This window comes from Pseudoalteromonas sp. TB51, from assembly GCF_000498055.1.
Taxonomy (GTDB): domain Bacteria; phylum Pseudomonadota; class Gammaproteobacteria; order Enterobacterales; family Alteromonadaceae; genus Pseudoalteromonas; species Pseudoalteromonas atlantica.
Genome location: NZ_AUTO01000279.1, coordinates 1 through 14,975, shown reverse-complemented (window position 1 = coordinate 14,975; position 14,975 = coordinate 1). Strand labels below are relative to the sequence as shown.

At 42.9% G+C, this 14,975-nt stretch carries 12 protein-coding genes; 2 read left to right on the top strand and 10 right to left on the bottom strand.

Features of this window, described 5'->3' with window-relative positions; genetic code table 11:
- From L650_RS0116540 to L650_RS0116530, 3 genes are all read right to left on the bottom strand, one after another.
- Positions 1-367, bottom strand: a 367-nt coding sequence (locus tag L650_RS0116540) for a TonB-dependent receptor plug domain-containing protein (RefSeq protein WP_411157027.1), incomplete at its 3' end; no start/stop codon positions are given.
- Between the two features lie 41 nt (positions 368-408).
- Positions 409-1,320, bottom strand: a complete 912-nt coding sequence (locus L650_RS0116535; protein WP_262974693.1) for an imelysin family protein — start codon at positions 1,318-1,320, stop codon at positions 409-411.
- Positions 1,321-1,764: 444 nt separating this feature from the next.
- On the bottom strand, positions 1,765-3,492 hold the full coding sequence (locus L650_RS0116530; protein ID WP_029773794.1) for a DUF4856 domain-containing protein: 1,728 nt from the start codon (positions 3,490-3,492) through the stop codon (positions 1,765-1,767).
- Positions 3,493-4,366: 874 nt separating this feature from the next.
- Between L650_RS0116530 and L650_RS0116525 the strand changes: the two genes are divergently transcribed.
- Positions 4,367-4,582, top strand: coding sequence for a hypothetical protein (locus L650_RS0116525; RefSeq protein ID WP_004587424.1), 216 nt, complete (start codon positions 4,367-4,369; stop codon positions 4,580-4,582).
- Positions 4,583-4,664: 82 nt separating this feature from the next.
- Here the strand turns inward: L650_RS0116525 and L650_RS0116520 are convergent, their stop codons facing one another.
- The gene (locus L650_RS0116520; RefSeq protein ID WP_029773793.1) at positions 4,665-5,129 is read right to left on the bottom strand and encodes a nuclear transport factor 2 family protein; all 465 of its coding nucleotides are present in this window, start codon (positions 5,127-5,129) and stop codon (positions 4,665-4,667) included.
- A 94-nt stretch (positions 5,130-5,223) separates the two neighbouring features.
- Positions 5,224-7,650, bottom strand: coding sequence for an ATP-dependent helicase HrpB (gene hrpB, locus L650_RS0116515; protein ID WP_029773792.1), 2,427 nt, complete (start codon positions 7,648-7,650; stop codon positions 5,224-5,226).
- Positions 7,651-7,922: 272 nt separating this feature from the next.
- On the opposite strand from hrpB, the gene L650_RS0116510 reads away from it, so the two are divergent.
- Positions 7,923-8,120 carry a CsbD family protein gene (locus L650_RS0116510; protein ID WP_002958133.1) on the top strand — a complete coding sequence of 66 codons (198 nt, stop codon included), beginning with the start codon at positions 7,923-7,925 and terminating at the stop codon, positions 8,118-8,120.
- A gap of 68 nt (positions 8,121-8,188) precedes the next feature.
- Here L650_RS0116510 and L650_RS0116505 read toward each other — a convergent pair whose 3' ends face one another.
- The 5 genes from L650_RS0116505 to L650_RS0116485 form a co-directional block, all read right to left on the bottom strand.
- A complete protein-coding gene (locus L650_RS0116505; protein WP_029773791.1) occupies positions 8,189-10,444 on the bottom strand; it encodes a xanthine dehydrogenase family protein molybdopterin-binding subunit in 2,256 nt (751 codons plus the stop codon).
- Positions 10,441-10,938: a (2Fe-2S)-binding protein gene (locus L650_RS0116500; protein WP_029773790.1), complete on the bottom strand. Its 498-nt coding sequence runs from the start codon at positions 10,936-10,938 to the stop codon at positions 10,441-10,443. Before L650_RS0116500 ends, L650_RS0116505 begins: the two co-directional genes overlap by 4 nt.
- 185 nt (positions 10,939-11,123) lie before the next feature.
- Positions 11,124-11,879: a hypothetical protein gene (locus L650_RS0116495; RefSeq protein WP_029773789.1), complete on the bottom strand. Its 756-nt coding sequence runs from the start codon at positions 11,877-11,879 to the stop codon at positions 11,124-11,126.
- A 9-nt stretch (positions 11,880-11,888) separates the two neighbouring features.
- Positions 11,889-12,680 (bottom strand): DUF3800 domain-containing protein, encoded by a 792-nt coding sequence (locus tag L650_RS0116490; protein WP_029773788.1) that lies wholly within the window; start codon positions 12,678-12,680, stop codon positions 11,889-11,891.
- A 163-nt stretch (positions 12,681-12,843) separates the two neighbouring features.
- The coding region (locus L650_RS0116485; RefSeq protein ID WP_029773787.1) for a vitamin B12 dependent-methionine synthase activation domain-containing protein at positions 12,844-14,975 on the bottom strand (2,132 nt) is incomplete at its 5' end.

The window sequence follows — 14,975 nt, the reverse complement described above, 5'->3', positions numbered from 1 at the left end:
CTTTAAACACTTCAACTGCGGTCATGCGTGTAGTAAGCGGAAAATAATAAGCCGCCGGTGCCGAATACGGCGCAGGGCCAATTAAAACACCGTCTTCTAAAATAGTTATTTTTTTACTACGCTCAGGGGTTACGCCCCTAAAACCAATGTTAGGCCTTAGCCCAAAGCCATCTTCTTCGCGTATGTTTACCCCAGGCACCTGCGATAAAATACGATGAATATCATCAAACTCAAATTGTTCAAGTTGCGCTTCGCCAATTAAAGTTGCCGAGCCTGCTTCGGTGCGCAATTTATCGTTATGGCTAATAATTTGAATATGTTCTAATTCGTTTTTTTGCTCTGCCACTGCTTGGCAACTTACGGCCATAAGCAATGCAATTGTAAGTTTATTGTATTTCATTGTCGCCCTTAGTCGTTATCGCCTGCAGAGGTGGTAGGTAGCTCAAGTGCTAGCTCATTAATAAAGTCATTTTTTAGCTCATCGGTCAGCACTTTCACTTGCCCATGTACATCACGCACCTGTTGCTCGTTATCAATTAGCAAATCGGCCAGCGAGCTATCTATGCTATTTAAAGTGGCTTTAAGGGCTGCTATTCCTTCAACTAAACGTGTTTTAGTAGCCTGTGCTTGCTCTGCATCTAAAAAGTCATCAAAGCCTGTGCCTGCTTGCTCAGCGTCTAAATTACCCATAATTAACGCTTCAAACGCCGCTAAGTTATTACGAATATTATCTAAAGAGCTTCTCGCATCTAGGCTTTCTACATCTTCAGGGCACGCCGATGCGCCACACGAATTTGAAAAAATACCAATCGGCTCTGCTAATTTTTTATCTTTTACTATTGTGTCGATATAAAACAGTGCATCGCTAATATGATTAAGCGCTTCGTGAGTTGTGCTAAAGCGAGAGCCACTTTGGCCGGTATTTTTTAATTCATTAGCAAAACCACTATCCCCTTGCCAAGCTTGTAATAACTGCGCTGACGAACTTAAAACATCTTCACTTGCCACCACAGCAAACTCACAACGAGCCTGACGACGCGCTAAATCTGTACGGTTATTCCAATCTGCAAGGGCGTCATTTGCCACACTACAGTGATGCGCTAATTGCTCGTTAAACAACACATGCCCAATTGCAAATAAGCCGCGGCGTGTTGCTGTTCTTTCGCTAATGGCATACGGGCGATTTTGATCTTGGTTAATAACACCGTCTTGGTTATACACCACGTCTTGGTCTATCCCACAGCGGCTAAAAGTAGGCCATGAATATATTTGGTTACGTAACTGCCCTGCGTTATCAAGAAGCGGCCCCATTTGCATCATTTCGGCTTGTTNCCCGCCATGGTATCTAGCCAGGCTTGTTGTGCTTGAGCACGCAGCGCAATGGCCTCTTCAGAGCTTTCTTGTACGCTTTGTATTTCAGCTTGGCAGTAATTTGCAACGGCCTGTGTTTGTGTTTGTGCTTGTTGATTAAATAAAACAAACGTCGGTGTTATTACATTATCGACTAAGTTAGCAACGAGTTGTGCTTCATCAAACTCTGTAACCGCAGGCGTCGTAGTTTGCCCGCTATCACTACTTTGAAAATCACTACCTGTGCTACTTGAGCTACTTTCACCACACCCACTAAGGGTTAATACAGTAGCTGCAACCACAACCCCTTTTTTTGCATAATTGATCATTATTTCAACCCTAAAAACTTTGAAAATTAAACGGCAAAAGGCCAGCCCGTGGGCTGACCTTCCTTGGTGCTAAAACGGGTGGTTATTACCAGTTTTCAACGTTTTGAGCATCGAAGCCGTAAACTTCCTGCATCAAATCACGTGCCTCTACTAACTGCGCTTTGTATGCATCTGTTAGCAGTGGCGCTTCACCGAGTAATGTATGTAACTCGGCAAATTTACCTGCGTTATCGTCGCTGTAAAAAGGTGAAAATGGGTTAAATTGAAAGTTCAGTGCAAAGCCTTTCATTTCACTAAAGTGTTTAGCTAAATTAGCAAAATCGTCAGCACTTGCCTCTGTACCTTGTACTGTATCAATGTCGGCTAATGTGTCGTTGATGTAATGTACAACGGTGGCTGCAATTGCGTTTTCCCAGTTGGCTACTGCAATATCACGTTGTGCTAATAACTGCGTTTTTTGATCATCAGTTAATGCACTTGGTGCAGCATCGTTAATAATTTTACGACCCGCAATAAACGCCGTCATTGCTGCGCTGCTAAAGTCAGTTGCTACTACCGCGCCTTTATCACGTTTAGCTGCATTGGTAGAGTTACCCCAGTTGTATTCACTCGCTAAGTCAATTTTGCCATCGCCATCAATATCAGCGCTTGCGCTACCATCAGAAATAGCCTCGTCGCTAAATTCTAAATAATGACGTGCTGCGCCAAAGTAACCAAAACCTTCATCGTATTGATGCTCTAAAGTACTGTAAGTACCATCGGCTGCTGCATCGGTGTTATCTTCATCAAGCCCTTCGTCTAGGTAATCGTCAGTGCCTTGCGAGAACATTAACGCACCTAGCGTGTGCTTTTGAATAAGCTGGTTTAAATCAAGGCCACTTGTTGTGATGTATGCCGCAGTAATGTCATTACCGTTTACATCCTCAGACTGCGTACCGCTTGCAATTGCATCTACATTAGCAGCAAGTAAATCAAAGTAATGAAAAATAAGCCCTTCTGGCGTTTTTGCTTGAGTGCCGAAGTCGCTCCAGCCTTCAAATGTGCCTTCTGTTAGCCAGTCTTCTTCCATTTTAGACGCATCGTTACCGGCAATTTTACCTGTTAAGGTTTTGCCTGAATTCGAAATTTCTGCAAACGACTGTTGCAACGTAGTTGCGCCATCAATAAACAAAAAGCTGTTATCTTTTACCGCTTCGTAATCGCTCCAATAAGCCATTAACTGCGCTTTAACGGCATCGCCCGTTAAGCCTTCGCTTTCAATGTAATCGACACTTAATAAGCTTATGTAGGCTTTAATTTGAGCCGAAAGTGCATGGCGAGCCACTTGGCCTGTATAACTAACCGCAGAATTACTAGCATTAACTGTTGAGGTAAATTCGTAAACGTTTACGCCTTCTTGCGCTTCAATATCAGTTACAGATACGCTCAGTGTTTGTGTAAAACTTAAATCGCCAGCATCGGTTGCAGTAACTGTTACATCAACTGTTTCTACTTGCTCAGCATTAAGCGCTAACGTGCTTTTAAGCGTTAGCTCATTGCTGTCATTAATTTCAAAATACTGTTCATCATCAGAAAGTGTAAATACCATGCCTGTTGCATCGTCATCGGTTGCACTTAAAGTACCGACTACTGCGCCTACTACATCTTCTGTTACAGCCGCTGTTGATAAGCTAATAGCGGTAGGTGCCGAATTAGTCACTGTTGGAGTGGTTGGTGTTTCGTTGCTATCGCTGGAGCTTGAGCCACCACATGCAGTTAAACCCATAGTTGCAGTAATTACTGCACTAGCAAGGAGAGATTTACGCAAATTCATGTTGAATCCTAATGTTGTATGTGAATCATTCTTATTTGTAATAGCGACTATTCTAATTACAAATACCTAACAATCAACCTAAATGTTGCTTTTTTGTTTTATTTTTAAAATAGTTTTAGTTTTTAGAACAAAGAGAGATCGGCAAAAATACTATTTAACATAGCTAAACTGTGCGTAAATTGCTTAGCAAAGCATTCGCTGTACAAAGCTAATCTACTTATTAAAGTAATTTACTATCAATGACCTATAACAACGCTTGGTTTGTACTAGATAAGTATTTTTAGAAAGGAACACTGCGCCTTAAAGCAAAGTGCGAACATTACGTAAAAATAAAATCACATTAACTTTTTAGATATAAAAGCTATTTGTAATAATTATTATTTATTTTAAAAACGCATCACTTATAGCGTTTAAGTGTGGTTTTTTGCCTCACTTACTGTTTTAGAGGCTTATATCGGCGTATTGATTAAAGGTATACTAGGGCGTGTTGACCTTGGCGGATAGAAATCTGTTCAATCTAGGGGCGATTAAATCGCGGCGCGTGGTTTGTAACTTAGTAGGCTCGATAACGGCTTCTGCGTTATTTTAATGACTTACATCCATGTAAGAATGAGTAAAACCAATAAATAAGAGTTTATCACCCTAGAAAGAACCCAATGGGCAGCCCATGTTTGGCTTTTATGCTGCGTTATCGCCTATTTATGGGGAATAACCAAGCTTCATAAGCTCTGCCTTGCCTAAAAACCAAACATACGGCCGCAAATTCAACCACAAAAATCAACACACCCAAGAGATTATGAGAGGTGGTAATGCATTAAATAGTGTAATTTTACTACTCACTTTTAGCTAAGCCATACAATAACAGAGCCTTTTTATGAAAACAGAAATTCGCTACCGCTTTGAAACCTCGCAAGTTGCTAACCGCTTTGTGCATGTACTAAAAGATTGGCCCGTAAACCAAGTTAAAACTCGCCTATTTAATGGCGGCGACAGTGTAAAAGTCACTTACGAGTATGATGAAAGCGGGTTTGATTACACCTCTGCCGAGCTAGATGATTTAGCAGAGCAGCACGGTGGTAAAGAAGTTTAAGCACTTAACAACAAAAAGCTATTACAGCCCAATTAGCCATTAACTTTGCTTTAATGGCTAGCGCGTTTTATCACTTTACGTTTTATTCGTGATATTTACGGATCATCGCCACTTTACCGTTTTCAACTTCTATTACTTCCATCATTACTGATGTGTACTCGATTGGCTGCTTACTTTGCGGATGAATGCCCTTAGCGTGGTTTTTATAACGAATCGCAAAGCCGCTATTGTTAAATATAAAAGTATTTAGCAGCTCGCTTTCGTATAAGGTGTGCGCGCCTAAATAAAAACGCATGCCCTTACGCATTAGTTTTTTGCCCTCTGCTGTGCGAGAGTCATCTACTTGATACGGTATGTGCTGGCTGCCTACATCGTCTGTTAATAAATTAAGGTAGGCTTCAAGCTCTTTTTCACTTGCGTTAGGCGCTTGCGTGGCGGTCATTGTGTTGTAGTAATGCTGTGCAAATTTGTTTAAGTCCAGTGCCTTTTCAGCATTAACCGAAAAGGTACTCACTAATAGCAAAGCTAATGTAAATAGTCGTTTCATCACTTCTTCCTTGTAGTTAAAAGTATTGATTTATTTATAGGTACACTATATTCACATGTTCAAAAATAAAACAAATATTTTTAAGTTAATAAACCTACATTTTGCTTTTTACTCTATTGGTTGCCACGCTGTTGGCTGGATCGTCGGGCCAAAAATGCTTGGGGTAACGTCCTTTCATTTCTTTTTGTACATCGCGATAACTACTAGCCCAAAAGTGCGCAAGATCTTGTGTAAGCTGTAATGAACGCTTACCTGGCGAGAGTAATTCCATAAGCAGCGGCAGCTTGCCATTTGCAAGCATTGGCGTACTTGTTAAGCCATACACTTCTTGCATGCGCACGCTAAGTTTTGCGGGGCCATCTAGCTGGTAATTAATTTTTATATTTGAGCCACTCGGTACCGTTAGCCTAAGCGGTAACAGTGTTTTTAGGGCTGTTTGCTGTGTCCAGTCAAAACAATTTTGCAGTGCTTCAAAGTAGTTAAACTTTTTAAGCTGCTCCAGCGTTTTTATATCCTGTAAATATATGCCTAACCAATCATCAGCTGTTTCAATAAGTTGCTGCTCGCTTATTGCCGGGAACGTATCTGGCATAAACTGACTGGCTAAACTCATGCGTATTAATAATTGCTGCGCATCGGGTTGTCCATTAAATAATGCAAAACCATGTTTGGTAAATAAATTAAGCCACGCTTTGGCGCGCTCGGTTTTATCAAGCTTTTGCTTACTTGGTTGGCTTGTAAGCGTAATGGCGCCGAGCTTTACTTCGTCTTGATGGATAAACCGCGCGGTTTTTTCATCAAACTCACAGCGGGTAAGCGTAGTAAACAAGTGCGGTAAGTAATCTTGTAGCTCAAATGGGCTAAGTGCGGTGGCTGCAAAAATACGCGTGCCTTTATGGCCGCCCATGCTTGCAATAGCAAGGTAGTCATCGTTATGCCAGTAATCGGTGTTTAAATCAGCACCCGCACCATTGGCAAGTAAGTAGCCATTGCCGCGTTTTTTTGCAATGCGATCGGGGTAAGCTAATGCCACCAGCAAACCTAAATACTCGGTGTTTAGCTCGCTGTTACTGTCGGTTACTTTTAAACGGCTTTGCCAGTATTTTAACTGCTGTTTAAATACTGGGTGTCGCCTTTGCTGTTGGCTATGTAGCGCCAAGCTTAGCTCGTTGGCGCTGTTTATTCGGCTCTCAAGCAGCGCCACTAAATAAAGTGCTAAACGGTAAATACCAGGGAGTTCTGCCTCAAGCGCTTGCGCTTTTAAAAGCATATGTGCTAAGCGAATATCCGCCCCAAAACCCAGCATGTTACTGCCCAATTTGGTTAACTTACCTTTAGAGTCGATGGCTTCAAGCATGGTTAGTAAGTTTGCCGCTTGCGTGCATTGCTGCGCTGTTGGCGTATCAAGCAAGGTGAGTTCGCTGATATTTGCGCCCCACTGTTTTGCCTCCAGCATAAGTTGGCTTATGTCTGATGTGAGTATTTCGGGGTTATCGTGGCTATTACGTCTCTCAAAGGTTTGCTTTGAGCCAAGCCTGTAAACAACCCCAGGCTCTATTCGCCCTGCACGCCCTGCTCGCTGCACAGCAGAGGAGCGCGATATACTTTGTGTTGTAAGCTCAGTTACGCCTGTTTTTAAGTTATAGCTCGCCGCACGGCGTTTGCCGCTATCAATAACAATACGAATGCCTTCAATAGTTAAACTGGTTTCTGCTACATTGGTGGTAAGCACAACTTTGCGCATACCTTTAGGCGCAGGGGCAATCGCCGCTTGCTGATTGGCTTTATCTTGCTCGCCAAATAATGTGGCAACTAAGCAGTTACTTGGTAAATCATTAAGGGCCTGCTGTACGCGTACTATTTCAAATTGCCCAGGCAAAAACACCAACGCACTACCGCTTTGCTCGTTTAGTGCTTGTTTTATTAAAGAGGGAATAGCATCTAACCAGCGGCTCTCATCTTTTATTGGTATGTATACTTCGTTAATGGGGTAACTACGCCCGCTTGATTGTATAACCGGGCAATCAAAAAACTGCGTATAGCGCTCGGTATCAAGGGTGGCCGACATAAGTAGTATGGTTAAATCGTCGCGCAGCGCACTTTGGGTCTCTAAAGCAAAGGCCAGTGAAGTATCGGCCGCAATTGAGCGTTCATGAAATTCATCAAATATCAGTAAGTCTATATCGCTTAATTCGGGGTCGTTTTGTAGCATGCGGGTAAGCATACCCTCAGTGACTATTTCAAGGCGCGTATGGCTACTTACTTTGCTTTCACCACGTACTCGCAAACCAACGCTCTGCCCCACTTTTTCGTTTTGGCACTGTGCTAAGTAATGGGCAATATTGCGTGCTGCTAAGCGGCGCGGCTCAAGCATTACAATACGTTTAAAATGGCCGTCGCGCACAAGCTGTAGCGGCAACCAGGTTGACTTACCTGCACCTGGAGGTGCTTGTAATAACGTTATGGGGTTACTTTGTAATGTAGTTAGAAGTTGTTGATATATGTTTTGAACCGGCAGCACTGCTATTTACCCAAAATTGCTTTGTAGGCATTGTAACAAAAACCAATAATAAACGCGCCGCAAAAGCAGATGAGTTTACGCGTATCCATAATCAGAAATAATTACAGACCGCTCTGTACATTTTTTAAGAACATACGCGCTGCAATAAAAGTAACGCCTCGCTTAAATATATAAATTAATGATTATAAACACAAAATAAAAATTTGACTGGTTGGTACACGCTTTGCTCCTTTTATACTGAACGTTATTTAAAACTAAGTAAGGAGATACTTATGAACAGCGATCGTATGAAAGGTAATTGGAACGAACTTAAAGGTAAGGCGCAACAAAAATGGGGCGATCTTACTGACGACGATTTAGACAAAATTGAAGGTAGCCGTACAGAGCTAGTGGGTAAAATCCAGCAACAGTACGGTAAATCTAAAGAAGAAGCAGAGCGTGAAGTAGATGAGTTTGAAAAAACTCACTAATCGCTAACTTCTAAAAAAACCGCCATTTGGCGGTTTTTTGTTTAACGGCTTAAATAAAAGTACTTTATTTACGCTTTTAGTTGGTTACCTATAGGCAGTTGCCTAATACGCTTACCGCAAGCGGCAAAAATAGCGTTACATAGCGCAGGGGCGTAAACCGGCGTTGCGGGCTCGCCTACACCTGCTGGTGGTGCATCGCTTTGTATTATTTCTACTTCTACCTCTAGTGGTGAGTCGCTCATACGCGGTACGCGATAATCATGAAAATTGCTTTGCTGCACGCGGCCTTTATCAAAGGTAATACCATCGCTTATTGCGGTTGTAATACCGTAAATAGAGCCACCTTGGGTTTGGTTTTTAACGGTATCGGTGTTTACAACCGTACCTGCATCAATAGCTACCCACGATTTTATCACGTTTAAATCACCAGCGTCCGATACCTCTACCTCAACCACAGTAGCCACATAGGTTAAAAAGCTGCGGTGTGCTGCAATACCTAAACCGCGCCCTTTTGGCAGCTTTCGGCCCCATTTACTTATATCGGCCACTTTTTCAATAACATGGCGTAATTTACCAATATCTAATGGGTAAACGTCTTTATCGGCGCCATAGTTATCGTAAGACGCATTTTGCTCGGTTACATCTAAAATGCGATCAGGGCCTATGGTTTCAAGTAAATAGTCTTTTTGGTCGCGCCCTGCTTTATGAGCTGCTTCAGCAATAAATGACTGAATAGCAAAAGCATGGAAAATATTTGATACCGAGCGCATCCAGCCTACTCTTGTTTTAGCGGGTGCCTCGCCGTTTTCTAGCTTTAAGTTAGGTGAGTTTATAGGGTTATCGGTAAAGCCTAAGCGCAGTTCAAAACCTGCAGGCGACGTTGCCCCTTCTTGAAAGGTCGACATAATTGGCGAAAACGCCGTACGGTGTAAGTAAGCCTCAATATTACCTTTTTCATTGAGTGAAGCTTCAATATGTTGAGCCGATACCGCATGATAAAAACTGTGCTGAATATCATCCTCTCGCGTCCACTGTAAGCGTATAGGTTGTCCTACTTTCATTGAAATGTAAGCAGCTTCTGCTGAAAAGTCAGGTTTTGATTTACGCCCAAACCCGCCGCCTAACATGGTGACATGCACGTTAATTTGGCTCTCTTGCATACCAAGTAACGCAGCTACGGTTTTCATATCAGCTTGTGGGTTTTGTGTTGCAGCCCAAATATCAACGCGGTCTTTATGATACATCGCCGTAGCACAAGGTGGTTCCATTGGTGCTTGAGCTAGGTGCGGCGCGTAGTAATCGGCTACTAACTTATTGCTCGATTTAGCCAGTACATTGGTGGTATCGCCTATTTCGCGTACATGCGTTTGCGGCTCATTAACGGTTTGTAATAGCGACTTTTTAAAGTTTTCTGAATTATAACCGCCGTTTTTACCATCATCCCACACCACTTTTAGTGCTTTACGCGCCTGCCATGCAGCCCAAGTATTTTTAGCAACAATAGCAATGCCGCCTTTTGGCTGAAATTGCGGCGCACCTTTTGGTACTGGCATTTCAATAACATCAACTACGCCATTAATTGCTTTAGCGGCGCTGGCATCAAACGATTTAACCACACCACCTACTACCGGCGGGCNCATAGCCACCAGCGCCTTTGGTTCGCGAACATCAGCAGCAAAAGTGGCTTTACCGGTTACTAAATCGGTTAAATCTATGTGCGCCATACCGGTATTTATATAGCGCCATTCTTTACGTGTTTTAAGTGTTAACTTGTCTGGCTCTGGCGGGGTAATACCAAGCGCGAGGTCAATTAAGTCTTTATAGGCAAGCGTTTTACCCGAGCTGTGGGTTACCACGTGCTGATTGGCTGTACAGGTTTGCGGCTCAACGTTCCAATATTTAGCGGCTGCGTGCTGCATCATGTAGCGTACACTTGCGCCCATTTCGCGCAGGCGTTGCATGTTGTAGCGAATACTGCGCGAACCATCGGTATTTTGATCCCCGTATTTAGGGTCGCCCTTACCTTGAATAACCACTACTTTATCCCATGCAGCTTCCATTTCGTCTGCCACAATTTGAGCAATGGCGGTACGAATTTGCTGGCCCATTTCAGAGCGGTGACAGGTTATTTCAACCATGCCATCGGGGCGCAGCGCTATAAATAAGTTGGCACGTTTTGCTTGCTCAGAGGGCTGCTCTAACACGCCAGCAAACGCTTTTGGTGCACTGCCTACAAAATAAGTGCCTAATACTAATGCGCCTATTGCGCTGGTTTTTAAAAATTGGCGACGGTTTAAGTCAAAGTATGTATTGTCGTTTTTCATACCTCTTCCCCTTGTTCATTTGGGTCAAAATATTCAACGCCCGCAATAGTTTTAGCCGCCGACTTAATCGCTTTATGAATACGCGGATACGTGCCACAACGGCAAATATTGCCCGACATATTACTCACTATTTCATCATCAGTGGGGTTGGGGTTAGCGGCTAATAAGCTTGCCGCTTGCATTATTTGCCCGCACTGACAAAACCCACACTGCGGCACTTTATGCTCAACCCAGGCTTTTTGCACTGGGTGATCGCCTTGCTCGCTTAACCCTTCAATAGAGGTAATAGCACGCCCTGCCACAGCCGATACCGGTAAAATGCACGAGCGCTGCGCTACGCCATCAATATGTATGGTGCACGCACCACATTGCGCCATACCACAGCCAAATTTGGGCCCGGTTAAATTTAATTCATCTCGAAGATACCAAAGCACCGGCGTTGACGGATCGCCTGCAAACTCATGTTTATTACCATTAACGGTAAGCGTGATCATATTTAACTCCTTGGCAAAGCGCTTTAAAGGAATGCCTTGTTGCGCGAGAACGGTTTGAATAATTGCTACTTTTTTAGCCTACCACTTAGGATTGGTTTATTGAAATTTTTATCGGCGAACTGCCAGTTTATAGCTGTTATTAAGTGGCAGCTTTATTAGATAGAAATAAGAAGGGTTTACTGATTCTACTTAGCACTTATAACTGACTCATTTAATAACTGCTCATCATTTTTATATACTTCAAGCCAGCCAGGTGGCGATGTATCGCAGCCAATAATAGTAACGTGTAATATGTAACTATAACGTCCGTTTTTAAAAGTATAGTGGTGATTGCCGCCGCTACCCTCAAAGGTAATATCACCGTTAAATAAAACCATATCAGGCTTATCCTTTGGCCTTTTATCACTACTCCACACTGCATAACGGTAATTTCTATCACCTAAATCATCAACGCGAATATGGTAGCTAGCCGTTTTCCAATCCAGCACTGGCTCTTCATACGTATTAATACTTGAATGGAGTGATTGCTTGTCTTGTTCAATTAAGCGTTTAGCAAACGCCTGCTCTTTAGCTGTGTGGCTATTTATACCGATAATTTTACCGTCGGTATCTAGCCACATCACGCCGTTATTTAGCATAATGCCGCGCCAACCAACTTTATTCCAATCGGTATTAATATTAGAGCTGCCAATAACGGCAACTAGTTCATCGTCGAACACTTCATCAAAGCGGTTAATAAACTCAGCTTCATTTTTAATGTCGGGCAATGGATATTGCCTTTTTAGAGGGTAGCGAATATGCGCAGCAATCGCAGCTTTATCCTCCGCTTTAAAAGCAGCAATAACAGGTAAAACACTCTCGTGATACTTCTGCTCAAGCGCAAATGCGTTCGATGTGAAAAATAGGGATAGGTAAAGCAATATGTAATTTAGATACTTCATTGTAGTCCTTTATTTAGAACCAGTTATAACTTCATATTCTGCTCTGCCAACATTTGGAATTGCAAAATTTGGTACTATGTCCCTAGTATCTGGAATAGCTCTAGTTTCTATTGGAAAGTGCCAGATATTGAACATATTATTTGGCCTAGTGTCGTAGGCTAATTGATCCCAACCTAAAATTGAAGCCATTCGAAAAGTAGCGAGCTTTTTTGCCATTTGCATATCAGAATTAGGGTTGAAATATAAAAGGTATCCAGTATTAACTGCCCCAGTTAATACATCTACGGCTTGCAACCCCCAATGAAGCTTAGAGTTTTGCATTGATACGAGCTCAATTTTTGAAGATGTTGGTAATTTAGCTAGCATATGATTAGTAATAATTTGAATTACTTCATCTTGTTTAGAGTACTTAGTACTTTTCTGGTCTATATATACTTTAAAGTTAGCGTTTAACCCTTTACTACTTTGATTAAGGAGTTGGTTATACGTTGTGTAAAATGCTGCTTCTTCATCTTTATGCCACTTTTTATATGGGGCTTTTGATACAGCAATAGCATGAAAAGTACATGGGCTGCTTAGAACAAATTTTAAAATATTTAAGCATAAATTGATTTGTCCTGAGCTTTTTCTTACTTTTTCCCACTTTATTTCACCTTGGATCCCACTCGCTTTACAAATTTTCTCAATGTTGAAATTAAATTCATCTAAATATCCACTTGGAACATTTAAGATTCCAATTGTATAACATGGTGATCCTTTCGAAATTCCACTTTCATCGGCAAATGATACAACCTCGTTCATTTCACTCTCCATGTGTTGCACTTTACAGCTTATTATTTTGTTCAATAATTCCACTAAATAGGCTATTTGTAAATAAAAGAGTTCCTAAAATAGAAAAACGAGCCTAATTTGGCTCGTTTATCTTTTACTGATAGCTGACAGCTAAAAACTGACCGCTGCTCTTTTACTCTGGCTCATACCCCAAATTAGGCGATAGCCATCTTTCTGCCTCTGTGAGCGTCATACTAGTTCGCTTGGCATAATCTTCTACCTGATCCTTTTGCACAGCGGCTACGGCGTAGTATTTTGCCTCAGGATGTGAGAAATACCAACCCGAAACCGCAGCCCCTGGCCACATGGCGTATGAGCTGGTGAGCTGCATGCCAATGCGTTTTTCGGTATCGAGTAACTGCCAAATTTTCTTTTTCTCGGTGTGCTCTGGGCACGCTGGGTAACCAGGCGCTGGGCGAATACCTTGGTAGTTTTCGCGAATTAGCTCATCGTTACTTAAGTTTTCATCGGCTGCGTAACCCCAATACTCTTTGCGCACTTGTTCGTGCAAGTATTCTGCAAACGCCTCGGCAAGCCTGTCGGCAACCGCTTTTACCATTATTTTATTGTAGTCATCTTGCTTGGCATCGAACGCGTCGGCTAGGTCGTCTTCTTCTAAGCCGCCCGTTACTGCAAACGCGCCAAAGTAATCAGGTGTGCCTTTTGGCGCAATGTAGTCGGCTAAACAATAGTTAGCAAAGTCGGTTTTTTCGGTTTGCTGGCGTAAATGGCATGAGGTAGTTAACAGCTCTTTGCGGGTTTCGTCGGTGTAAATTTCTATGTCATCACCCTCGCGGTTTGCAGGGAATAAACCAATTACACCTAAAGGTTGCAAAGCACCTGACTTTTCAAGGTCGTCGAGCATGTCGTTAGCGTCTTTAAACAAGCTACGTGCTTGCTCGCCAACGACTTCATCGTCCATTATGCGTGGGTATTTACCAGCGATTGACCACGTCATAAAGTACGGGGTCCAATCTATGTATTTACGTAAAGTCGCAATTGATACATTTTTAAATTCGGTCACGCCCAGCTTTTTAGGCACGGGTGGCGTGTAGTTATCCCAATCAAGCTTGGCGGCGTTATCTCGGGCGCGCTGTATGGTAACGGGTTTTGAACGTGGCTTTTTGCGCGCTTGTTGCTCGCGTACTTTTTCGTACTCGGCTTTAGTTTTTTCTAAAAAGGCCGGTTTTAGCTCCTTAGATAATAAGCTCGATACCACGCCCACCGCACGGCTGGCGTTATTTACATACACTACGCCTTTGTCGTACTGCGGCTCAATTTTAACGGCAGTATGCGCTTTAGAGGTCGTTGCACCACCAATCATAAGGGGTAATTCAAAGCCTCGGCGGGTCATTTCTTTGGCTACGTGTACCATTTCATCAAGCGATGGGGTAATTAAACCCGAAAGGCCGATTATGTCGGCTTTTTCGTCAATCGCGGTTTGCAGTATTTTTTCGGCAGGTACCATTACGCCTAAGTCGATTACTTCGTAGTTATTACATTGCAGTACTACGCCTACAATGTTTTTACCTATGTCGTGCACGTCGCCTTTTACGGTGGCCATAACCACTTTACCGTTAGTGGCACCTTCTTCTTTTTCGGCTTCTATGTATGGGTCTAGGTAGGCCACTGCGCGTTTCATTACGCGGGCCGATTTAACAACTTGCGGTAAAAACATTTTACCTGCGCCAAATAAATCCCCTACCACGTTCATGCCATCCATTAATGGCCCTTCAATTACGTGAATAGGTTTATCGGCGGCAGCGCGGCACTCTTCGGTGTCTTCATCTATAAAGGTGGTAATGCCTTTTACAAGAGCGTGCTCTAGGCGTTTTTCAACAGGCCAAGTACGCCATTCTAAATCTTCTACGCGTTCGGCTTGTGCCATACCTGAAAACTTAGGGGCTATTTCTACAAGGCGCTCACCTGCACCGGGGTCGGTGTTAAGGATTACATCTTCTACGGCTTTGCGAAGTTCCTCGGGGATGTCGTCGTAAACCGCAAGTTGCCCTGCGTTTACAATACCCATATCCATACCCGCTTTTATTGCGTGGTATAAAAACACTGAGTGAATGGCTTCACGTACGGGGTTATTGCCCCTAAACGAAAACGAGACATTAGACACCCCGCCCGACACTTTACAGTGCGGTAAGTTTTGCTTAATGCGGCGTGTGCCTTCAATAAATTCTACGGCGTAGTTGTCGTGCTCTTCTATACCGGTGGCTACAGCAAATATATTGGGGTCGAATATTATGTCTTCCGGCG

Coding starts and splice junctions, on each gene's coding strand:
- L650_RS0116520 (WP_029773793.1), bottom strand. CDS start 5,129: ATGAAACGACTATTTACATTAGCTTTGCTATTAGTGAGTACCTTTTCG.
- L650_RS0116535 (WP_262974693.1), bottom strand. CDS start 1,320: ATGATGCAAATGGGGCCGCTTCTTGATAACGCAGGGCAGTTACGTAAC.
- L650_RS0116500 (WP_029773790.1), bottom strand. CDS start 10,938: ATGATCACGCTTACCGTTAATGGTAATAAACATGAGTTTGCAGGCGAT.
- L650_RS0116510 (WP_002958133.1), top strand. CDS start 7,923: ATGAACAGCGATCGTATGAAAGGTAATTGGAACGAACTTAAAGGTAAG.
- L650_RS0116525 (WP_004587424.1), top strand. CDS start 4,367: ATGAAAACAGAAATTCGCTACCGCTTTGAAACCTCGCAAGTTGCTAAC.
- L650_RS0116490 (WP_029773788.1), bottom strand. CDS start 12,680: ATGAACGAGGTTGTATCATTTGCCGATGAAAGTGGAATTTCGAAAGGA.
- L650_RS0116495 (WP_029773789.1), bottom strand. CDS start 11,879: ATGAAGTATCTAAATTACATATTGCTTTACCTATCCCTATTTTTCACA.
- L650_RS0116530 (WP_029773794.1), bottom strand. CDS start 3,492: ATGAATTTGCGTAAATCTCTCCTTGCTAGTGCAGTAATTACTGCAACT.